The organism is Pseudorhodoferax aquiterrae (genome assembly GCF_014652235.1).
Lineage (GTDB): Bacteria > Pseudomonadota > Gammaproteobacteria > Burkholderiales > Burkholderiaceae_C > Pseudorhodoferax > Pseudorhodoferax aquiterrae.
Map to the genome: position 1 here is coordinate 124,377 of NZ_BMYK01000007.1, position 21,742 is coordinate 146,118.

A 21,742-nucleotide genomic window follows, 5' to 3' on the forward strand; every position below is an offset into this window, starting at 1 on the left:
CGGGCAAAGCGAATGGCAGTGCATTTTCCGTGCCACGGCCGCGCATGCTGCCTGCGCGCCAGCGCTTCGGTCAAGCCTTCGCGCGGATGGCCCGCGCGGAACAGAACTTGGCTCAAACCCGCCAATCCTGCGCCAGACCCGTTCCTACACTGGATCGCACATCCACCGAGGACGCACCATGAAGAAACGGGATTTCCACAAGTTCGCGCTCGCCGCTGCCGCGATGGGGCTGGCCGACATTCCGCTGGGCATCACGCGGGCCCACGGGCAGACCCGCGGTGGCACGCTGAACTCCATCGTGCAGCCCGAGCCGCCCATGCTGAACCTGGCCGTGAGCCAGCTCACGCCCACGCAGATGGTGTCGGGCAAGATCTTCCTGAGCCTGTTGACCTACGACGTCAACTTGAAGCCGCTGCCCAGCCTCGCGAAGAGCTGGACGGTCTCGCCCGACGGGCTGACCTACACCTTCCAGCTCGAACCCAATGCCAGGTGGCACGACGGCAAGCCGCTGACGGCCGAGGACGTGGTCTACACCGCGCGCGAATTCCTGCCCGTGACGCACCCACGTGCGCGCGACATCTTCGGGCGCTGCGAGTCCATCACCGCGGCCGGCCCGCACACCGTGGTGTTCAAGCTCAAGGCGCCCTTCGGCCCCTTCCTGAGCGCCTTCGACATCTCCAACCTGCCCGTGATGCCCAAGCACATCTACGCGGGCACCGACCTGGCCAAGAACCCGGCCAACCTGAACCCCGTCGGTTCGGGGCCCTACAAGCTCAAGGAATGGGTGCGCGGCTCGCACATCCACCTGGTGCGCAACGAGGACTACTTCAAGCCCGGCCTGCCGCACCTGGACGCCATCATCTACCGCGTGATGCCCGACGGCGCCTCGCGCGCGCTGGCCATCGAGAAGAGCACGGTGCAGCTCACGCAGTGGACCGACCTGGAACTGTTCGACGCCCAGCGCATCGCCAAGCAGTCCAACCTGGCCATGACGACCAAGGGCTACGAGTACTTCGCGCCCATCATGTGGCTGGAGATGAACAACCGCACGGCGCCCATGAACGACAAGCGCTTCCGCCAGGCGGTCATGCACGCGATCGACCGCAACTTCATCAAGGACCGCATCCTCTACGGCTTCGGCAAGGTGGCGACGGGGCCGGTCAACTCCAAGACCAGGTTCTACGAGCCGGACGTCAAGAAGTACGACTTCAACGTGGCCAAGGCCAATGCGCTGCTCGACGAGATGGGCCTCAAGCCCGACGCCAAGGGCATCCGCGCGCGGCTGCGTTTCCCGGTCTCGCCCTATGGCGAGATGGTGCAGCGCTCGTGCGAGTACATCCGCCAGTGCCTGTCCAAGATCGGCGTGGCCGTCACGCTGGAGTCCACCGACCCCGGTAGCTACACCCAGCGCATCAGCCAGTGGGACTACGACCTGAACCTGTCCTGGCTGTACCAGTTCGGCGACCCGGCCCTGGGCGTCACGCGCAACTACGTGAGCTCGAACATCCGCAAGATCCTGTTCACCAACACCGTGGGCTACTCCAACGCCGAGGTCGACCGCCTGGCCGATGCCGCGGCCCTGGAGACCGAGGACGCCAAGCGCCAGGTGCTGTACAGCCAGATGCAGAAGCAGCTTGTGGAAGACGTGCCGATCGCCTGGCTCGTGGAGATGGAGTTCCCGACCATCCACGACAAGCGCATCCAGAACCTCGTGACCACGGCCATCGGCATCCACGAGAGCTTCGACCAGGTTTCGATCAAGGCATGAGCATGGCGCCCACCGTGGAGCTGGGCTGGCGCATGGGCGCGCCGGACCTGGCCGACGATCCCGAGGCCTGGTCCTGGCCGCGCGTGCGCGAGCGCTTTTGCAGCATGCGCGGCGTCATCCCCACGGCCAATGTCTGGCGCGGCGAAGGTCCGGTCGCCGCGCTGCCGCGCGCGCCGCGCGACGACATCGACGCCGTGCGCTTCACGCCGCTGGGCGGCAGCGAGACCATGCGCTGGGACGCCTCGCTCGCAGCCAACCGCACGGACGGCATCCTCGTGCTGCACCGCGGCCGCATCGTCTACGAGCGCTACGACGGTCCGCTGCGCGCGGAGCTGCCGCATGTGTGCATGTCGGTCACCAAGTCGCTGGTCGGCACGCTGGCAGCGGCCGAGGTGGCCGAGGGCCGGCTCGACCCGGCCGCGCCCGTCGCCACCTACGTGCCGGGTCTGGACGGCAGCGCCTGGGCCACGGCCACGCTGCGCCAGGTCATGGACATGACGACGGCGCTGCACTACGACGAGGACTACACGCGGCCCGATGCCGACGTTTGGGCCTACCTGCGCGCGGCCGGCCAGCTGCGGGCCGCGCCCGGCGTGCCGGTGCCGCGCGGCATCCACGCCTTCCTGCGCACGGTGCGCGCGAGCGGGGCCCACGGCCAGGGCTTCACCTACAAGACCGTCAACACCGAGATGCTGGCCTGGGTGCTGCGCGAGACCACCGGCCTGCCGCTGGAGCAACTGGTGTCCGAGCGGCTCTGGGCGCCCATGGGGACCGAGCAGGACGCCTACTTCGGCGTGGACGCGCTGCGCCTGGCCGGCGCGGGCGGCGCGCTGAGCGCCACGCTGCGCGACCTGGCCCGCTTCGGCGAACTGATGCGCTGCGGCGGCGTGTTCAACGGCCGGCGCATCCTGCCGCAGGCGGCGGTGGCCGACATCGCGCGCGGCGCCAGCCCCGCGGACTTCCGCCATGCGGGCTACGCGTTGCTGCCGGGCTGGAGCTACCGCGCCATGTGGTGGGTCACGCACAACGCGCATGGCGCCTACTGCGCGCGCGGCATCCACGGCCAGGGCATCTACATCGACCCGAGCGCCGAGATGGTGATCGCACGCTTCGCCTCGCACCCGGGCGCGGGCAATGCCAACCTGGACCCGACCACGCTGCCGGCCTACCACGCGCTGGCGCAGCACCTGGTGGCCAACCCATGACGCGCGTGGCGCTGCTGAGCCGCTCGGCCGACCTGGACTTCCTGCGCCCGCTGCTGCTGGCGCAGGACGCCAGCCTGGACATCGCCACCTGGCCCGACCCACGCTGCCTGCAGGCCGAGGTCGCCGTGTGCTGGCAGACGCCGCCCGGCCTCTACGCGCAGATGCCGCATCTGCGCCTGGTGCACAGCATCGCCGCGGGCGTGGACAACGTGGTCGCCGGCCAGGACCTGCGTGGCCTGCCGGTCTGCCGCGTGGTCGACCCGCTGCTGGCCCAGGGCATGCTGCAGTACGTGCTGTGGGGCGTGCTGCACTTCCACCGCCACTTCGACCGCGCGCTGGCCAACCAGCGCCGCGCGCACTGGCAGCGCCATGCGCAGACGCCGGCGTCCGGCTGCCGTGTGGGCCTCATGGGCCTGGGCGAGCTGGGCGGCCTGGTCGCGCAGCGGTTGGCGGCCATGGGCTATGCCGTGGGCGGCTGGTCGCGCACGCCGCGCAGCCTGGCCGGCGTGCAGACCTTCAGTGGCGCGGAAGGTCGGCAGCCCTTCCTCGCGCGCACCGACGTGCTGGTCTGCCTGCTCCCCCTGACCGACGCCACGCGCGGCATCCTGGGCGCGGAATGCTTCGCAGCGCTGCCGGCCGGCGCCGCGCTGGTCCACTGCGGCCGTGGCGAACACCTGGTGCCCGACGACCTGCTGGCCGCACTCGACAGCGGCCACCTGCGCGGCGCCGTGCTCGACGTGTTCGAGACCGAACCCTTGCCGGCCGAGCACGCGCTGTGGCGTGCGCCCGGCGTGGTCGTGACGCCGCACATGGCCTCCATGGCCGGCTTCGACGTGGTCGTGCGCCAGATCGCCGACAACGTGGCGCGGCTGCGCGCCGGCCGGCCCCTGCAGCACCAGGTCGATTCCACCCAGGGCTACTGAACTTCTTTTCCCGACGATCCACGATGCTCATCGATCCCGAATTCAAGGCCGCCATGCACGGCACCCAACCCGCCGCGCTGGACCCCAAGGTGCGCGCGTTCGTGCTGGGCATGGCGGCCGATGCCGCCAAGTTTCCGCGCCGCGACACCGTGTCCATCGCCGAAGGCCGCGACATCGCCGAGCAGGTGCGCGCGCCCTGGGCCAAAGGCGGCCCGGCGATGGCGCAGACGCAGAACCTGCCCGTCCCCACGCGCCACGGCGAGGTGCAGATCCGCGTCCACACGCCGTTGGAGCGCCGCCAGCCGGGCGCCTTCATCTACATCCACGGCGGCGGCTACGTGCTGTTCAGCAACGACACGCACGACCGCCTGATGCGCGAATACGCGCAGCGCGCCGGCATGGTCGTGGTCGGCATCGACTACACGCGGGCGCCCGAGGCGCGCTTTCCGCAGCCCATTGAGGAGTGCATCGACACCGTGCGCTGGCTGCGCGGCCACGGTGCGGCGCTGGGCTTCGACGCGGCCCAGCTGTTCATCGGCGGCGACTCGGCCGGCGGCAACCTCGCGCTGAACACCTGCCTGCACTTCCGCGACGCGGGCGAGGCGGTGTTCCGCGGCATGGTGCTGAACTACACGGGCTTCTCGACCAACCTGTACCGCGACTCGGTGGTGCGCTACGGCGCGGGCGACCACGGCCTGTCGCTGCACATGATGGTCTGGTTCTTCCGCAACTACCTGCGGCGTGCCGAGGACTTCCACGACCCGCGCATGAACCTGCTCGCGGCCGACCTGCGCGGCATCCCCCCGGCCTACCTGGTCATCACCGAATGCGATCCGCTGTACGACGACAACGTCGACATGGTGGCCAGGATGCAGGCCGCGGGCGTGGACGTGGCGTCCAAGGTCTACCAGGGCACGGTGCACAGCTTCCTGGAGGCGGTGTCCATCGCGCCGGTGGCCGGCGAGGCCTTCGACGACACCGTGCGCTGGATGGCCAGCAAGGCCTGATCGATGAGCGACCCCGAAACCGCGACGCGCAACGAGCTGGCCGCGCTGTACCGCCTGGTCGCGCATTTCCGCATGACGGACCTGATCGACACCCACATCAGCGCGCGCATCCCGGGCACGCCCGACCGCTTCCTGATCAACCGCTACGGCGTGCTGTTCCACGAGGTGCGGCCCGAAGACCTGGTCACGATCGATCCCGAGGGCCGGGCGGTCCACGGCCCGGACGACCCGTCGCAGCAGGTCAACCAGGCGGGCTTCACGATCCATTCGGCCATCCACATGGCGCGCCACGACCTGGCCTGCGTCATCCACACGCACACGGCCGACGGCATGGCCGTGGCCTGCCAACAGGACGGGCTGTTGCCGATCACCCAACACGCGCTGAAGTTCTACGACCGGCTCGGCTACCACGCCTACGAAGGCATCGCGCTGGACCTGGACGAGCGCGCACGCCTGGTGGCCAGCATGGGCCAGCACCGCGCCATGGTGCTGCGCAACCACGGCTTGCTGGCGGCCGGCCGCAGCATCGCCGAGGCCTTCGTCAACATCTACTTCCTGGAGCGCGCCTGCCAGGCCCAGGTCAAGGCGCTGACCGGCAACCGGCCACTGAGTCTGCCGCCGCCCGAGGTCTGCGAGCGCACGGCACGCCAGTTCGAGCGCGCCGACAGCCTGGCGCACTGCGAGCTGGCATGGCGGGCGGCCAAGCGGCTGCTGGATCAGTAGCGCTTGCGCGTCACGAACAGGGCCAGGCGCATCACGAACATGGCCAGGTTCTCCTTGCAGCGCTGCAACCAGGGCCGGCGGCCGTGGTGGGTGGGTTCCATGCGCCGGCCTTCCTCGCGCATGGCGCGCAGCAGGCGTTCGCGCAGCTGCTGCGCAAAGGCCTTGTCTTCGACGACCACATTGGCCTCGCGCGCGAGCAGCAGGCTTAGCGGGTCGAGGTTGGACGAGCCCACCGTGGCCCAGTGCCCGTCGATGACGGCGACCTTGGCATGCAGGAAGCTGGGCGCATATTCGTGGATCTCCACGCCGGCGTCCATGAGCAGGCCGTAGACGGGCCGCGAGGCGTGGTACTGCATGAAGTACTCGTAGCGGCCCTGCAGCAGCAGCTGCACGCGCACGCCGCGCTGGGCCGCACGCACCAGTGCGTTGCGCAGCTTGCGGCCCGGGATGAAGTAGGCGTTGGCGATCACGACCTCGCGGTGGGCCGCGCCGATGGCCTTGAGGTAGGCGCGCTCGATGCGCTTGCGGTGGCGCAGGTTGTCGCGCAACAGCAGGGCGGCGCGCGCGCCGGAGGGGCCGGGCGGGGCGCCTGCGCCGCGTTGGCCGCCGTCGCGCAGCAGGTCTTGCACGGCTTGCAGCGGTTCGCGGCGGCGCAGGTCGTGCACGGCCTGCAGCCGGCGCCACAGCAAGGCCATGGTCTGCTGGGCGTCGGCCACGAGCGGCCCCGTCACGCGCACGGCGAAGTCCAGGCGCGGCGCCTCCAGCCGGCCCCAGCTGGGGTCATGGAAGTCGTCCAGCACGTTGATGCCACCGCAAAAGGCCACGTGGCCATCGACCACGCAGAGCTTGCGGTGCAGCCTGCGCCAGCGCGTGGGCAGCAGCAAGGCCAGCGCGTTGACGGGCGAGTACACGCGCCAGTGCAGGCCGGCCTCGGTGAAGCGCTGCTGCCATTCGGCGGGGACCGTGCCCGTGCCCAGTCCGTCCACGGCCACGCAGGTCTGCACGCCACGGCGCGCAGCGCGCAGCAAGGCTTCGGCGAGCTCGGCGCCACTGCCCGTGAAGTCGAAGATGTAGGTCTCGAAATGGACCAGCGTCTGCGCCGCGTCCATGGCCGCGATCAGCGCGGGAAAGAACTCGCGCGTGCCTTCCAGCAACAGCAGTTCGTGGCCGCCCTGCGGGCGGGCCGCCGCACGCGTCATGCCCGGGCCGCGAAGCGCGGCAGCATCAGGATGGCCTCGGCGTTGGACGGCGAGAAGCAGGCGTCGGCCGCGGCCTGCCAGGGCAGCCACTGGAAGGCCGTGTGCTCGCGCGCGTGCAGCCGCACTGGCGTGCCGGCCGGCACGGCAAGGCTGAACAGGTGCTCGGTGTTGTGCCGCACGCCCGGTGCATAGCGGTGCAGCCACTGCGGCCAGATGGCGTAGACGTTCTCCAGCTGCCAGTCCACCAGGCCCGCGCCGCAGGCAATGCCGGTTTCCTCGAACACCTCACGCACCGCGGTATCGCGCAGGTCTTCGGCCTCGGTGTCCTTGCTGCCCGTGACGGACTGCCAGTGTTCCTGCGCATCGGCGCGCCGGATCAGCAGCACCTCGAGCGCAGGCGTGTGGATCACGACCAGGACCGACTGCGGGATCTTGTAGGGGCGGGACATGGCGGCGGGATTCTAGGACGCTGCATGGGGATACCCGCGCGGCTAGAATCAGTCACCGGGCCCAAGTTATTGGCACCCGGTTTTTTGTTGTCTGCATCGACGGCAAGCCGGACCAGTCCAAGCGCTCAATCTTGTTCAAGCATTGATGAAAGCTGGATTGCCATGGAAATCTTCGACTACGACAACATCCTTTTGCTGCCGCGCAAGTGCCGCGTGGAGAGCCGCTCCGAATGCGACGCCAGCACCACGCTGGGTTCGCGCAGCTTCCGCCTGCCGGTGGTGCCGGCCAACATGAAGACGGTGGTGGACGAGGCCACCTGCCTGTGGCTGGCGCAGCACGGCTACTTCTACGTGATGCACCGCTTCGACCTGGACAACGTGGCCTTCGTGCGCCGCATGAAGGACCAGGGCACCTTCGCCTCGATCTCGCTGGGCGTGAAGAAGCCGGACTACGACACCGTGGACCAGCTGGTCGCCCAGGGCCTGGCGCCCGAGTACGTGACCATCGACATTGCGCACGGCCATGCCGACAGCGTGAAGAACATGATCGCCTACCTCAAGGACAAGCTGCCCGAATCCTTCGTGATCGCGGGCAACGTGGGCACGCCCGAGGCCGTGATCGACCTGGAGAACTGGGGCGCGGACGCGACCAAGGTCGGCATCGGTCCCGGCAAAGTCTGCATCACCAAGCTCAAGACCGGCTTCGGCACGGGCGGCTGGCAACTGTCGGCGCTCAAGTGGTGCGCGCGCGTGGCGACCAAGCCCATCATTGCCGACGGCGGCATCCGCGACCATGGCGACATCGCCAAAAGCATCCGCTTCGGCGCCTCCATGGTCATGATCGGCTCGCTGTTCGCCGGCCATGAAGAGTCGCCGGGCCAGACCGTGGAGGTCGACGGCAAGCTGTTCAAGGAGTACTACGGCTCGGCCAGCGACTTCAACAAGGGCGAGTACCGCCATGTCGAAGGCAAGCGCATCCTGGAACCGATCAAGGGCCGGCTGGCCGACACGCTGATCGAGATGGAACAGGACGTGCAAAGCTCCATCAGCTACGCCGGCGGCAAGAGGCTCGCCGACATCCGCAAGGTGAACTACGTGATCCTGGGCGGCGACAACGCCGGCGAGCACCTGCTCATGTGAGGGCAGGGGCCTGCGCGGCGAGCAACTGCTCGACCTCCGCGCAGTCCGGCCCATGGGCCACGCCGCCCGGGCGCTGGCACTTGAGCGCGGCCGCAGCGCAGGCGAAGCGCATCGCGTCCTCGTCGGGCAGGCTGCGCGCCATGGCCATGGCCAGCGCGGCATGGAACACGTCGCCCGCGCCGTTGGTGTCCACGGCCTGCACGGGGAAGGCCGGCAGGCTTCTCACCGGGCCGCCCGGCCGTTGCCAGCGCACGCCGCGCGCGCCCAAGGTCACGGCCGCCAACTGGGCGCCCGATGCGAGCGCGGCACCCAGGCCATCGGCCAGCGTCGCCTGCGGCGCAAAGGCCGCCAGGCCCGATTCAGAGAACACGGCCCAGTCGGCCAGCGCGGCCAAGGCCTGCAGGTCCTCCGTGGGCGACAGATCGCCATCGAGCAGTGAAGGCACGCCGGCCTGCCGTGCCCAGCGCAGGGCGGCCAGTGCGCCGGGCATCCAGCGCGGGTCGGCCATCAGCACGTCGCAGCCGGCCAGCACGCCGGTGTCGAGTGCGGCAGCGCGCGCGAGGGCATCGCCGCGGTGGTTGAAGATCTGGCGTTCGCCGCGTGCGTCGATGACCACGGCCGACACCGAGGAGGCCGCGCCGGCCACGCGCTGCAATTGCCGGCAGTCCACGCCGGACGCGCTCAGGCACCGCACCAGGAAGTCGCCGGCATCGTCGTCACCGATCGCACCATGCAGGCGCACCGTCGCCCCCAGGCGCACGGCCGCGATCGAGGCGTTGGCCGCCATGCCGCCGGAGATCGCCTGGTAATGCCGTGCTGGCGTCTTGGTCGGCGCAGGGGGGAAGTCCGCGATGGAGAAGCAGTGGTCCAGTGCGGCGTGGCCCACCGTGCAAAGTGTCCACGGGCCGGATGTGCGCATGGTGTGGTCCTTCTTCTTGTGGCTGGCGGTGCGCTCATCTTAGTGGCCCCCTGGCGCCAAAAAATATGAAAAATCTTGCGCCGTCCACAAAAAGTAGGTTATAGTCTAGGGCTTCCGGGGAACACAAGGTTACTTGCAAATACCCGGCGATGATTGCGAAGACGGTTGGCCCCGAAAGCCGGCCGGCAGCACAAGACATCGGGCTCTTAGCTCAGTTGGTAGAGCAGCGGACTCTTAATCCGTAGGTCGAGTGTTCGAGTCACTCAGGGCCCACCAAATTCAATTTGGTAGATCAAGCGCTCAGGTCGAAGGACCTGGGCGCTTTTTCTTTGCGTCCCGATCCTTTGGCGCAGCTGGCTGCAAACGCCGTCGCCCCGGTGCACGCCGTCAAGGCGGCGCGGCCACCGGCAAGGAGGCCGCAGGGAACTGCACCCGCACGCTGAAGCCCAGGCCGTCGATGCCCGTGCCGGTGAGGACCGTGGCCTCATGCAGCCGCGCGATCCCGGCCACCAGGGACAGGCCGATGCCGCTGCCGCGCGTGCCGTTGCCCGGCACGCGGTGGAAGCGATGGAAGATCGCTTCGCGCTCGGCGGCGGGAACGCCAGGCCCGTCGTCCGCCACCTCCACATAGCCCGCCGGGCCAGCGCCCGTGTCCATGCTGCCGCAGCGGATGCGCACGCGGCCGCCCTGGGGCGTGTAGCGCAGTGCGTTGTCCACCAGGTTGCGCAACAGGATGCCGATCTCATCGATGTTGCAGTCGATGCCAGCGGGGGCAAGGTCCAGCGCCAGGGTGCGCTGGTGGGTCTGGGCGAAGATTTCGAACTCGCGCGCCACGTGCAGGACGAGTTCGCTGAGATCGGCCCTTTCGCGCTGCGGCGCATGTTCACCGGCGTTCAGGCGCGCGAGGTCGAGCAGCTGTTCCGAAAGACGTGTGCTGCGCTCGGCGACAGCGATCAGTTTGACCAATGCGGCGTCTTTTTCCGCGGTTGTCCGCGCATGCAGGGCGACGTGCGCCTGCGCCTGCAGCGCGGCCAGCGGGGTGCGCAGCTCGTGGGCTGCGTCGCCGATGAAACGGCGTTCGCCTTCGATCGCCACGTCCAGTTGCGCCAGGACGTGGTTGAACGACTCCACCAGCGGTTGCAGTTCGGTCGGCAGGGCCGTCGCCGGCAGCGGGGTGAGATCGAACCTGGCCCGGCGCCGCAGTGTTGCTTCCAGATCCGCGACGGGCCGAAGCGACCGGCGCACCGCCAGGAAGGTCAGCATGCCGATGGCGCAGACCACCGTCGTCAGGACGCCGACCACGGTCAGCGCCTTGCGCTGCAGTTCGGCATCGAGTTCGCTGTGCAAGCGGCCCACCTGCACGAACTTGCGCCCGGCGCTGTCGGACACCGAGTAGACACGCCAGCGCTGGCCGCCGACCAGCAGGCTGGCGAAGCCGTCGGCAAAGTCCGGCTTGAGCGCAGAAGCCGGCGCACCCGGTGTGTGGGCAACGAGCACCGACCGGTCTGCCCACACCTGGAACGCGAGCAGTGGATCGTCGGGCAGCGCCGATGGCTTGGGCGATGTCCCGGGCCCGGGCGCCAGCGCATCCCGCTGGGGAATGGCCTGCAGGATGCGCGTGGCGAAGTTCCTGAGCCCGTTGTCGGCGATGCTGGTCTCGCTGTGCTGCAGCAGGAACCACAGCGCCACCAACGCCAGCATCCAGCTCAGCAGGACCGTGCCGCCCAGGACGCGCAGCACGTGGCCCTGCAAGGAGTTCACGGCAGGGCCTCGCCGATCATGTAGCCATGGCCGTGCAGGGTGGTGATGAGGTCTTCGCCCAGCTTGCGGCGCAGCTGGTAGATGAACACCGCGATCGTGTTGCTCTCGATGCTGCCGCTGCTGCCGTAGACCACATCTTCCAGATGGGCGCGTGTGACCACATGGCCCGGCCGCTCGAGCAAGGCCAGCAACGTGCGGTACTCATGGGCGCTCAGCGACACGCGCTTGCCCGCGCGCGTCACCAGGCGCTTGCTGCGGTCGAGCTGGATGTCGCGGAAGGTGAAGACGGGAACCACGCGCCCCTGGCTGCGGCGAATGACGGCGCGCACCCGCGCCCACAGCTCGTCGACCTGGAACGGCTTGACGAGATAGTCGTCCGCTCCGGCGTCCAGCCCCTGGATGCGTTCGCTCAGCTGGCCGCGGGCCGTGAGCATCAGGACGGGCGTCACGTCGTAGCTACCGCGCATGGCCTTGAGCACCGACAGACCCGAGGCCCCGGGCAGGCCGATGTCCAGCAGCACCGCGGAGTAGGCGTGGTCGACCAGCGCCAGACGCGCGCCGGCCGCATCGCCCACGTGGTCGATCTGCCAGGCGTTCTGGCGCGCACCTTCGCACACCGCATCGGCGAGCATGGCGTCGTCTTCCACAAGCAGCAGGTGCATGGTCCCAATGTTCTGGTGATCGATGACCGATTGTGGTCCGGCGCGATGAAGAGGCGATGAAGAGCCGCCGGCCTGCCGTCGCCGCGTCCCCGCTGTCGCGCAGCCTGCCGCTGCCGCTGGCAAGGCATCGGCTTTCTGGCGGATCAGGCAAGACACCCGCGCGATCGGGCAACCGCTGCGCCGGGGCCGCTGCGACGATTCGCAGCCATGCACACACCATGTTCCACACCCATGACGGAGCCGGCCGCCCACGGCCCGGCCTGCTCGCGCCGCGGCTTCCTGGCCAGCAGTGCTGCAGCGGCATTGCCAGCGTCCTCGCTCGCCCAAGCCTCCGACCCGCCCCAGGCGGCCACCGCCGCCACCGTGCGTCTGCGCGTGAACGGCACGGCGCACGAGCTGGCGCTGGACCCGCGCACCACGCTGCTGGACGCGCTGCGCGACCGGCTCGATCTCACCGGCACCAAGAAGGGCTGCGACCATGGCCAGTGCGGCGCGTGCACGGTGCTGGTCAACGGGCGGCGCATCAACAGCTGCCTGTCGTTGGCGGTCATGCACGAGGGCGACTCCGTCACCACCATCGAAGGCCTGGGCGCGCCCGGCCAGCTGCACCCGATGCAGGCCGCATTCGTGCGGCACGACGGCTTCCAGTGCGGCTTCTGCACGCCGGGGCAGATCTGCTCTTCCGTCGCGATGCTGCAGGAGCTGCGCAGCGGTGTGCCCAGCCATGCCACCGCCGACCTCATGCGCGTCGTGCCCTCCGACGCCGAGCTGCGCGAGCGCATGAGCGGCAACCTATGCCGCTGCGCCGCCTACCCCAACATCATCGCGGCGATCCGCGAGGTCGCAGGAGCGCCTGCATGACCCCCTTCACCTACCAACGCGTGAGCAGCGCCCGCGAAGCCGCGGCGGCCGTGGCCGCGGTGCCTGGCGCGCGCTTCATCGCGGGCGGCACCAACTTGCTGGACCTCATGAAGCTGCACGTGGAGACCCCGACCCACCTCGTCGACGTCAACCGCATCGGCCTGGACGCCATCGCGGCCACGCCGGATGGTGGCCTGCGCATCGGCGCGCTGGTGCGCAACACCGACCTGGCCGCCGACGCGCGCGTGCGCCGCGGCTACGCCGTGCTGAGCCGCGCGCTGGTGGCCGGCGCCTCGGGCCAGCTGCGCAACAAGGCCACGACGGCCGGCAACCTCCTGCAGCGCACGCGCTGCCCCTACTTCAGCGATCTCGCCATGCCCTGCAACAAGCGCACGCCGGGCAGCGGCTGCGCGGCCATGGGCGGCGAAACGCGCCACCACGCCATCCTCGGCACCAGCGCGCATTGCATCGCCACCCATCCGTCGGACATGGCGGTCGCGCTGCGCGCGCTCGACGCGCAGATCGAGACCGTCGACGCCTCGGGCCGCACGCGGACGATCCCCATCGCCCAACTCCATGCGCCACCGGGTGACACGCCGCACCGGGACACCATCCTCGCTGCGGACGAGCTCATCACCGCCGTCACGCTGCCCGCGCCCTTGGGCGGCGTGCACGTCTACCGCAAGGTGCGTGACCGCGCCTCCTACGCCTTCGCCAACGTGTCCATCGCGCTGGTCGCACAGCGGCGGGGCGGCCGGCTGGTGCCCCAGCGCCTGGCCTTCGGCGGGCTGGCGCCGGCGCCCTGGCGCGTGGAAGCGGCCGAACGGCTGGGGGAGGGCGCGTCGGCCGGCGCGATCGCCGATGCCGTGCTGCAGGGCGCGCGCCCCACCGCCCACAACGCCTACAAGATGGCGCTGGTGCCGCGCGTGCTGCAGGCCAGCCTCGCCCAGGCCGCCGAGGTGCTGCCATGATCGGCCAGCCCATCGATCGCGCGGACGGCCCGCTCAAGGTCACCGGCCGCGCGCGCTACACGCTGGACCGGCGCGAGGCCGGTGCCACGCTCACCGGCGTGCTGGTGGGCGCGGCGGTCGGCCGTGGCCGCATCGTCGGCATCGACACGGCACGGGCCGAGCGTGCCCCGGGTGTCGTGCTGGTGATGACGCACCGCAACGCGCCCGCCCAGGGCGCCCTGGACACCAGCGTGGCCTCGCAGTTCGCGCGCGCCCGGCCGCTGTTCGCCGACGGCACCGTGCACCACGCCGGCCAAGCCGTGGCGCTGGTCGTGGCCGAGACGCTGGAGCAGGCCCAGGCCGCGGCGCTGCTGCTGCGGATCGACTACGCCAGCGAGCCGGGCCGCTTCGCGCTGCAGGACCAGGAAGGCTACGCCCCGGCCCGCGCCAACGCCGGCTTTGCCACCGACACGGCCGCCGGCGACGTGGACCGTGCCATGGCGGCAGCGCCCGTGGTGGTGGACCGCAGCTACCGCACGTCCTACCAGATGGCCCATGCCATGGAGCCGCACGCCTGCATCGCGTCCTGGCGCAACGGCCAGCTGCACGTGTGGACCAGCCTGCAGCGCATCGTCACCACGCGCCAGGCCATCGCCGCAACGCTGCAGATGCCGCTGCACGACGTGCACCTCGACGCGACCTTCGTGGGCGGCGGCTTCGGGTCCAAGCTGTCGCTGCACGCGGAGATCGTCGGCGCAGCGTTGGCCGCGCGGGCCCTGCAACGGCCGGTGCGTGTGGCCTTGTCGCGGCGGCAGATGGCGAGCATGGTCGGCGGGCGTCCCGAGACCGTGCAGCGCGTGCGGCTGGCCGCCACGCGCGACGGCAGGCTCACCGGCATCGCCCACCATGTGCGCATGCAGGGCAGTCCGGGCGAGGAGTTCACCGAGCAGACGGCCACCGTGACCCGCGCGCTGTATGCCGCACCGCACCGCGCCACCGCCCACCGCGTGGTGGTGCTGGACCGCGTCCTGCCCGAGCCGGTGCGCGGGCCCGGCGAGCTGCCCGGGCTGCTGGCGGTCGAGACGGCCATGGACGAGCTGGCCATGGAACTGGGCATGGACCCGGTGGCGCTGCGCCTGCGCAACGACACGGCCACGGACCCGGAACGCGGCGTCCCGCTGTCCGGCCGCAAGCTGGCCGACTGCCTGGTCGCCGGCGCCGAGCGCTTCGGCTGGGCGCGCCGGCCGGCGCGGCCCGGCACGCAGCGCGATGGCCGCTGGCAGGTGGGATGGGGCGTGGCATCGGCCATCCGCATCCACTTCCAGGGGGCCACGCGCGTGGTCGTGCGGGTGGGCGAGGACGGGCGCATCCAGGTGCTCTCCGACATGACGGACATCGGCACCGGCACCGCGACCATCCTCGCACAGGTGGCGGCCGAGAGCCTGGCGGTGCCGCTCGCGGGGATCGAGGTGCAGCTGGCGCGCAGCGACCTGCCGGTCAGCGCCGGCTCGGGCGGCTCCTGGGGCGCGGCCAACACCAGCGTGGCCTTGCAGCGCGCCTGCGAGGCGCTGAAGGTCAAGGCGCGTGCCGCCGGCCGCGCGCCTGGTGCGGGCCAGCAGCCCTATCCTGCCGGGCTGCAGGCCGAGGGCAGCATCGTGGGGCAGGGCGACGATCCGCGCTACCGCATGTTCTCCCAGCACACCTACGGCGCCACCTTCGCCGAGGTCGGCGTGGACGTGGACACGTGCGAGGTCCGCGTGCGCCGCATGCTGGGCGTGTTCGCGGCCGGACGCATCCTCAATCCCAAGACGGCGCGCTCGCAGCTGATCGGCGGCATGGTCTGGGGCATCGGCTCGGCCCTGCACGAGGCCGGCCACCTGGACGCGCGGCACGGCCACATGGTCAACGGCGACTTGGGCGAGTACCTGGTGCCCACCCATGCCGACGTGCCCGCCATCGACGCCGTGCTGCTGGACGATTTCGACGGCGAGGCCAATGCCATGGGCATCAAGGGTGTGGGCGAGCTCGGTGTGTGCGGCAGCGGTGCGGCCGTGGCCAATGCCATCTTCCACGCCACCGGCGTGCGGGTGCGCAGCTTCCCGGTCACGCCCGATCGGCTGCTGATGGCCTCGCTCGAACAGCCGGGCGTGCCCGGTGCAGGGAGCGCCGCATGACCACCGCCGCGACCACCCAGGCCCTGGCCCGCTCGCCCGACCGCCTGGCCGACTGCTATGCTTTTCTGATGCCGGACCTGCCATCTCCTGCCCGCACCGGCGGCGACCCGCTGCGGCGTGCGGCCTGCCTGGCCGAACTGGCGCGCTGGGCCGAGGCATTCGCACCGCACGACGGTGTGCATGCCACGCCGATCCCCAAGCTGCGCCTGATCCGTGCGAGCGCACCGTCGGCCCTCACCCATGTGATGTACGAGCCGGCCGTGTGCCTGCTCGCGCAGGGACGCAAGCAATTGCAGGTGGGCGATGGGCTGGTCGAGTACGACCCGGCCCACCACGTGGTCGCCGCGCACCACATCCCGGTGGCGGGGCAGATCGTCGAGGCGTCGCCGCGCCGGCCCTACCTGTGCATCTGGATCGACCTGGATCCCGCGCTGCTGGCCTCGTTGCTGGCCGAGCGTGGCACGGCAAAGGGCGAGCGCCACCGGGACGGCAACGTGCCGCGCGGCATCTACGCCGCGTACACGGGCGACCAATTGCTCGATGCGGTGCTGCGCCTGTGCCGGCTGCTGGACACACCGCAGCACATCCCCCACCTCGCGCCGCTGGTGCACCGCGAGATCATGTACTGGCTGCTGGCCGCCGACGACGGCTGGAAGCTCGCGCAGCTCGTGACGCCGGGCACCCAGTCGCAGCGCATCGGCCTGGCCATCGACTGGCTGCGCCGGCACTACCGCGAGCCGCTGGACATGGACGACGTGGCCCGGGCGGGCCACATGAGCCGCTCGTCCTTGAACGCGCATTTCCGTGCCGTCACACGCATGAGTCCGCTGCAGTACCAAAAGCAGCTGCGCCTGCTGGAGGCGCGCCGGCTGTTGGTCACGCAGGCGTGCAGCGCGGAGCATGCGGCGCGCGAGGTCGGTTACCAGAGCGCCTCGCAGTTCAACCGCGAGTACACGCGCGCCTTCGGCAACAGCCCGCTGCGCGACGCGCGCCTGCTGCGTGCCGCCTGAGCGACCTGGCACGCCGCCCATGAATTCTTAAAACTTCTAAACGGCGCTTCATCGCACCGGCGCAGGATGGGGCCACCACCCACTCCCAGGATTTCTGCATGGACCCGATCTCCGCCCGCGGCCGCCGCGCCCGCTTCCTTGGCACCGCTGCCGGCGCCGCCCTGTGCGCCCTCGGCGCCGCCCCAGCCTTGGCGCAGGCCCCCACGGACGACAGCGGCGGCGCAGCGCAGTGGGGCCTGGGCATCGGCGTCGGCTACGAGCGCAGACCCTACCGCGACTTCGACGACAAGGCCCGCGCGCTGCCGCTGCTCATGTTCGAGAACCGCTACGTGAGCCTGCTGGGCACGCGCGCCGACATCAAGCTGCCTTCCTACGGACCGCTCCATTTCAGCGTGCGCGCGCGCTATGCGCTGGACGGCTACGACGCCGGCGACTCGCCCTTCCTCTTCGGCATGCAGGAGCGCAAGGACAGCCTGTGGCTCGGCGGCACCGTCAGCTGGCGTGCCGCGTTCGGCACGCTGTCCGGCGAAGTGCTGGGCGATGCCTCGGGCCACAGCGAGGGCACGCAGTTCCGTGTGCAGCTGGAGCGGCGACTGCAGCGCGGCGCCTTCGCCTTCACGCCGCGCGTGGCAGCGCACTGGATGGACGACAAGTACGTGGACTATTACTACGGCGTGCGGGCGTCCGAGGCCCGCCTGGGCCGCCCCGTACACCGCGGCGAGTCCACCACCAACCTGGAACTGGGCCTGCGTGTGGACTACACGCTGGCGCCGCGGCAAAGCCTGTTCCTGGACGTGAGCGCCACGCGCCTGGGCAGCGGCATCGAGGACAGTCCGCTGGTCGACCGCTCCAACGTGACCGGCGTGCGTCTCGGCTACCTGTACCGCTTCTGATGCGCGCGTCCCGATGCGGTCTGTTGGCTGCGCTGGCGGCGGCGGCCCTGGCCATGGCCTGCGCATCGCCCCCCGGGCCCGGGTCCGGTGCGCCGACCGGTCAGGCCAGCTTCGATGCCTACGTGCACGAGACGCGCGCCTGGATCGCGGGGCGGCGCGCCTTCCAGACGGCCAGCCCGGCCGACGAGCTGGACTGGAACGCCCCGCGCGAATGGCGCCCTGCGGGAGCGGCGACGCGCGGCGTGCTGCTCGTGCACGGGCTGGGCGATTCGCCATGGTCGTTCACCGACATCGGCGCCATGCTGGCGGCGCAGGGCTACCTAGTGCGCACTGCACTGCTGCCCGGCCATGCCACCAGGCCGGAAGACCTGGTGGGCGTGGACCTGGAGGACTGGCGCCGCGTGGTGCGCGAGCAGGCCACCCTGCTGGCGCGCGACGCACCGCAGGTCTACCTCGGCGGCTTCTCCACGGGGACCAACCTGGCGCTGGAGTACGCGCTGGAGCACGACCATGTGCAGGGCCTGCTGCTGTTCTCGCCGGCGCTGAAGGCCGGCGTGGCGGGCGGCTGGCTGCTGCCCTGGCTGGCAGGGGTGAAGACCTGGCTGCGCCAGCCCGACGACGTGCAGGCGCAGCAATCGGCGCTGCGCTATCTCAACGTGCCCACCAACGCGTTCGCCCAGTACTACCGCAGCAGCGTGGCCGTGCGCGAGAAGATCGCGCGCCAGGTCTTCGACAAGCCGGCGGCGCTGGTCCTGGCCGAGCACGATTCGGTGGTCGACGTGCAGCACGCGCTGCAGACCTTCGCCACCCGCTTTACGCACCCGGCGAGCCGCATGATCTGGTACGGCGCGCTGGCGCCGCAGGCCACGCCCGCGCGCGTGCTGGTGCGCCCGGACCAGCTCGCCGCACAGCGGATCAGCCAGTTCTCGCACATGGGCGTGCTGTTCGCGCCCGACAACCCCCTGTACGGCGCCGCGGGCAGCCAGCGCATCTGCTGGAACGGCCAGGGCCACATCGAGCGCGCGCGCTGCCTGGCCGGCGACCCCGTGTGGTATTCCGAATGGGGTTACCGCGAGCCCGGCAAGGTGCATGCGCGGCTGACCTACAACCCGTGGTTCGATTGGCAAGGCGGCGTGATCCGCACGGTCATGGCGGCTGCGGACTGAGACCCCACGCAGGTCCGGGCATGCCGGCCCAGTGCGCAGGCCGGCTCCCATCGCCGGGTGGGAGCCGCCCGCTTCGGCGACCCGCCGCTGCCGGCCCCAGCCGGCAGCGCGGGGCCTCAGGGGCAGGTCGTGCCTGCCGGAATCAGCCGCGAGATGGCCGAGATGTCGCGGATGTCGACGACACCGTTCTGGTCGACGTCGGCAGCGGGGAGGAAGCCGGCCTGCCCCGTGCGCTTGCCCACGGCGGCTTTCGCGGCCGAAAGGTCCGGGCACGCGACCACGTCGTTGCCGTCCACGTCGCCATAGACATAGGGCTTCATGTCGTAGGCGTACAGCTTCATGGCCGTGCCGCTGTCCGGGCCGGCCGCGCGCAGCGCGACGAAGCCGCCGGTGGCGGCCTGCCGCTGGCTGATGGCGTTGCCGCTGTCGCGGTTGGGCGTGTCGCCGCTGTCCACTTCCTTGAGCGCGTAGTGCTGGTCACTGCCGTCGCGTCCCGTGTAGAGGAACATCTTCGTCAGCCCGGTCTTCGGGTCGATGGGCGTGTGGAACCACACGGCCTGGTCCAGCGCCCGGTCGGCGACCGGCGTGCCTTCGGCGCCGTTCTGTTGCCGCGTGATCAGCGCGTGATAGTCGCCGACCACGGTGCCGGCCGCCCCGTTGCCGCGGAACATCACGTTGGGATAGACGTTGGTGCCATGGATGAAGCTCTCCATGGTGTAGCCGTCCTGCCCGTCGTAACGGCCGGCCGCCGGGCTCTTGACCGCCTCCAGCATGAACTTGAGGTTGTCCTGCGCCAGCGCGGGCTCGCCCTGCGGTGCGTTCGGGTTGCGCAGGGGCACGAGCGTGTCGCCGCGCAGCACCACCGGCGTGCGCGACAGCGACTCGGGTGCTGCCGGTGCATTCGATGTGGTGGTCGCGGGCTTGCTGCGGTTGGTCAGCACGTAGCCCCTGGTTTCCCCGTCGGCCTGGAAGGTCGAATCCGCGGACAGCAGCATGTAAGTGCGGCCCGGTTCGATGCGGTTGGCCACGCGCCAGGCCTTGGTGGTCGTCGCGTCCTTGTTCAGACGCAGGCCGGCCGGGTTGGCGATCAGCTCCTGCGGGTTGAGGACCAGCGTGCTGCGGCCGTGCCTGGGCACGGCCTTGGTTTCGCTGGCGCCGGTCGCACGGAGAACCCCGTCCGGGCCATTGGCCGTCTTGTGCTGCTTGAGCTTGGTCGCACCGTCGCTGAAGCGGACCTCGGCGAAGGCGTAGGGCGCCTGCAGGGAGGCCGTGTCCTCGAACCACGACACCGCCATGTTGCCGAAGGACAGCACGTAGGTGGCGGTGTTCTCCACACCCACGCTCTGGTAGGCCGGCGCCGGATCGGCGCCGCGGGCCTTCACCGTCACATGGCAGGGCCGCCCCGGCACCACCGCGCAGTCCGACGGGCTGTAGGTGATGCTCTCGACCGCGTAGCCCGCGGGCAGGCTGATGTTGTCGGCCGTGAAGCTCACGTTCTTCGTGCCGGCCGGCACATGGATGTCCAGCTTGGCATGGGTGTTCTTGCCGCCCCAGGTCCTGGCGCTGAAGGTCTCGCCACCGTACTTGAATGTGGCCGTGACACCGCTGGCGGGCAGGCCCGCGTCCGCGAGGTACTGGTCCGGATTGGCCACGGCCCAGTAGGCTTCCTTGGGCTGGCCGACGGCGGACCACAGGTAGCCGTTCGTGTGGTAGCCCGGGTCCGTCAGGCCCCACCAGGACACCCGGTGCACGCCGCCCTGGTACTGGCGGTTCTTGCCCGCGGGCCCCACCGCGTACTCCTTGAGCATGTTCAGCATCTTGGCGTAGTAGACGCCCTGGGCCATGAAGATCTCGTTCATCTCGGGGCCGTTCTGGATCCGCTGGCCCTTGTCCAGGCCCAGCACGGGCGCGGCCTCGAGCTCGGTGATGTCCACGTCCACGCCGATGTCCAGGTAGGTCTTCACCGTCCGCTCGAAGGCGTCCAGGTTGAGCCGCATGTTCAGGTGCCCCTGGGTGCCGATGACCTCGACCAGCGGCCGGGGCTTGCCATTGGCGTCCCGCAGGATGCGGCCCTTGCCCGCCGCCGACTCGGCCGCATAGCGCTCGTTGAACTCCTTGACCATGGCCGCGATGGCGTTGGCCTTGGACTCGCGCTCGTTGTCGTTGAAGTCGTTGTAGACCAGCCGGGCGGTGGTGTTCTGGCGCGCATGGAAGTACGCGTCGTACATGTAGTCCCAGCTCTTGCCGCCCTTGGCATAGGCCTGGGCCCAGCGTGCGGGACGCTCCTCGGGGCTGTAGCCCGAGCGCAGCGCGTTGCGCCAGTCGGAAGGGTTGTCGGGGTTGTCCTTGAAGGCCTCGTTGACCACGTCCCAGGCGTACAGCTTGCGCGGTTCCTGGTCGAAGTGCGACGCCACCGTGCGCACGTAGTACTCCAGGTTGGCCTTCGCCGTCGCGTTGTCCCAGGGCGTCTCCCACAGGCCCTCGGGCGTCAGCAGGTTGGCGGCCGGCCAGGTCGGCGACTGGTTGTGCCAGATCAGCACGTGCCCGGTGACCTTGACCCCGGCCGCGTTGGCCGCGGCGATGTCGGTGTTGACGCCGGCGGCCGGGTTCAGGAAGCCCGGGTTCTCGTCGGTGCGGCCACCGCCCCAGATGGACTGGGGCTTGAGGTTGTTCTCGGGCGTCACCGCGTTGAAGTGCTTGCGCCGCATGGCCGAGGCCGAGTCCTCGCCGGGCTGCACGTTGGGCGCATAGGTGGCGGCACTGGGCCCTGTGGTGCCGATCAGGAAGTGGTTCTTGTAGACCTCCTTGAGGGCCGGCCAGTCGGCCGGGTTGGTCGGCCGGTCGGCGGCCAGTGCCGCGCCGGCGGCGAACAGGGTGGGCAGGGCAACGACGATCGCGTTGCGTGGGAATCTGTTGAACATCATGCGCGTTC

General features: G+C 70.3%; 18 protein-coding genes and 1 tRNA gene. 13 read left to right on the top strand and 6 right to left on the bottom strand.

The window, feature by feature from the left end; genetic code table 11:
- Nucleotides 1-178: 178 nt before the first annotated feature.
- The 5 genes from IE209_RS14050 to IE209_RS14070 are packed head-to-tail and all read left to right on the top strand — an operon-like array spanning nt 179 to nt 5,626.
- Nucleotides 179-1,768: an ABC transporter substrate-binding protein gene (locus IE209_RS14050; protein WP_189687579.1), complete on the top strand. Its 1,590-nt coding sequence runs from the start codon at nt 179-181 to the stop codon at nt 1,766-1,768.
- Nucleotides 1,765-2,973 (top strand): serine hydrolase domain-containing protein, encoded by a 1,209-nt coding sequence (locus IE209_RS14055; RefSeq protein WP_189687580.1) that lies wholly within the window; start codon nt 1,765-1,767, stop codon nt 2,971-2,973. Before IE209_RS14050 ends, IE209_RS14055 begins: the two co-directional genes overlap by 4 nt.
- A complete protein-coding gene (locus tag IE209_RS14060) occupies nt 2,970-3,896 on the top strand; it encodes a 2-hydroxyacid dehydrogenase (RefSeq protein WP_189687581.1) in 927 nt (308 codons plus the stop codon). The genes IE209_RS14055 and IE209_RS14060 overlap by 4 nt, the downstream gene beginning before the upstream one ends.
- 23 nt (nt 3,897-3,919) lie before the next feature.
- On the top strand, nt 3,920-4,903 hold the full coding sequence (locus tag IE209_RS14065; RefSeq protein ID WP_229882843.1) for an alpha/beta hydrolase: 984 nt from the start codon (nt 3,920-3,922) through the stop codon (nt 4,901-4,903).
- 3 nt (nt 4,904-4,906) lie between these two features.
- The gene (locus IE209_RS14070) at nt 4,907-5,626 is read left to right on the top strand and encodes a class II aldolase/adducin family protein (RefSeq protein WP_189687582.1); all 720 of its coding nucleotides are present in this window, start codon (nt 4,907-4,909) and stop codon (nt 5,624-5,626) included.
- Here the strand turns inward: IE209_RS14070 and clsB are convergent.
- Together clsB and nudB are read right to left on the bottom strand one after the other, a co-directional pair.
- Entirely contained in the window at nt 5,620-6,825 is a 1,206-nt protein-coding gene (gene clsB, locus IE209_RS14075) for a cardiolipin synthase ClsB (protein WP_189687583.1), read from the bottom strand. The genes IE209_RS14070 and clsB overlap by 7 nt on opposite strands.
- Nucleotides 6,822-7,274, bottom strand: coding sequence for a dihydroneopterin triphosphate diphosphatase (gene nudB, locus IE209_RS14080; RefSeq protein WP_189687584.1), 453 nt, complete (start codon nt 7,272-7,274; stop codon nt 6,822-6,824). Before nudB ends, clsB begins: the two co-directional genes overlap by 4 nt.
- Nucleotides 7,275-7,436: 162 nt before the next feature.
- On the opposite strand from nudB, the gene IE209_RS14085 reads away from it, so the two are divergent.
- Nucleotides 7,437-8,414: a GMP reductase gene (locus tag IE209_RS14085; protein ID WP_189687585.1), complete on the top strand. Its 978-nt coding sequence runs from the start codon at nt 7,437-7,439 to the stop codon at nt 8,412-8,414.
- Here the strand turns inward: IE209_RS14085 and IE209_RS14090 are convergent.
- A complete protein-coding gene (locus IE209_RS14090; RefSeq protein WP_189687586.1) occupies nt 8,407-9,333 on the bottom strand; it encodes a PfkB family carbohydrate kinase in 927 nt (308 codons plus the stop codon). The two genes, IE209_RS14085 and IE209_RS14090, sit on opposite strands and share 8 nt — an antisense overlap.
- 200 nt (nt 9,334-9,533) lie before the next feature.
- Here IE209_RS14090 and IE209_RS14095 point away from each other — a divergent pair.
- Nucleotides 9,534-9,609, top strand: a tRNA-Lys gene (locus IE209_RS14095).
- A 111-nt stretch (nt 9,610-9,720) separates the two neighbouring features.
- Here the strand turns inward: IE209_RS14095 and IE209_RS14100 are convergent.
- Together IE209_RS14100 and IE209_RS14105 are read right to left on the bottom strand one after the other, a co-directional pair.
- Entirely contained in the window at nt 9,721-11,094 is a 1,374-nt protein-coding gene (locus tag IE209_RS14100; RefSeq protein WP_189687587.1) for an ATP-binding protein, read from the bottom strand.
- Nucleotides 11,091-11,756, bottom strand: coding sequence for a response regulator transcription factor (locus IE209_RS14105; RefSeq protein ID WP_189687588.1), 666 nt, complete (start codon nt 11,754-11,756; stop codon nt 11,091-11,093). The genes IE209_RS14100 and IE209_RS14105 overlap by 4 nt, the downstream gene beginning before the upstream one ends.
- A gap of 231 nt (nt 11,757-11,987) precedes the next feature.
- Here IE209_RS14105 and IE209_RS14110 point away from each other — a divergent pair, with 231 nt between their 5' ends.
- From IE209_RS14110 to IE209_RS14135, 6 genes are all read left to right on the top strand, one after another.
- Nucleotides 11,988-12,617 carry a 2Fe-2S iron-sulfur cluster-binding protein gene (locus tag IE209_RS14110; protein ID WP_189687589.1) on the top strand — a complete coding sequence of 210 codons (630 nt, stop codon included), beginning with the start codon at nt 11,988-11,990 and terminating at the stop codon, nt 12,615-12,617.
- Entirely contained in the window at nt 12,614-13,588 is a 975-nt protein-coding gene (locus tag IE209_RS14115; protein ID WP_189687590.1) for an FAD binding domain-containing protein, read from the top strand. Before IE209_RS14110 ends, IE209_RS14115 begins: the two co-directional genes overlap by 4 nt.
- Nucleotides 13,585-15,741, top strand: coding sequence for a xanthine dehydrogenase family protein molybdopterin-binding subunit (locus tag IE209_RS14120; RefSeq protein ID WP_189687591.1), 2,157 nt, complete (start codon nt 13,585-13,587; stop codon nt 15,739-15,741). Before IE209_RS14115 ends, IE209_RS14120 begins: the two co-directional genes overlap by 4 nt.
- Nucleotides 15,738-16,751, top strand: a complete 1,014-nt coding sequence (locus tag IE209_RS14125) for an AraC family transcriptional regulator (RefSeq protein WP_229882844.1) — start codon at nt 15,738-15,740, stop codon at nt 16,749-16,751. Before IE209_RS14120 ends, IE209_RS14125 begins: the two co-directional genes overlap by 4 nt.
- 98 nt (nt 16,752-16,849) lie before the next feature.
- Nucleotides 16,850-17,644 (top strand): MipA/OmpV family protein, encoded by a 795-nt coding sequence (locus IE209_RS14130; RefSeq protein WP_189687592.1) that lies wholly within the window; start codon nt 16,850-16,852, stop codon nt 17,642-17,644.
- A complete protein-coding gene (locus IE209_RS14135; RefSeq protein ID WP_189687593.1) occupies nt 17,644-18,810 on the top strand; it encodes an alpha/beta hydrolase in 1,167 nt (388 codons plus the stop codon). Before IE209_RS14130 ends, IE209_RS14135 begins: the two co-directional genes overlap by 1 nt.
- A gap of 116 nt (nt 18,811-18,926) precedes the next feature.
- On the opposite strand, the gene IE209_RS14140 is transcribed toward IE209_RS14135, so the two are convergent.
- Nucleotides 18,927-21,734 carry an endo-1,4-beta-xylanase gene (locus IE209_RS14140; protein WP_189687594.1) on the bottom strand — a complete coding sequence of 936 codons (2,808 nt, stop codon included), beginning with the start codon at nt 21,732-21,734 and terminating at the stop codon, nt 18,927-18,929.
- Nucleotides 21,735-21,742: the final 8 nt, after the last annotated feature.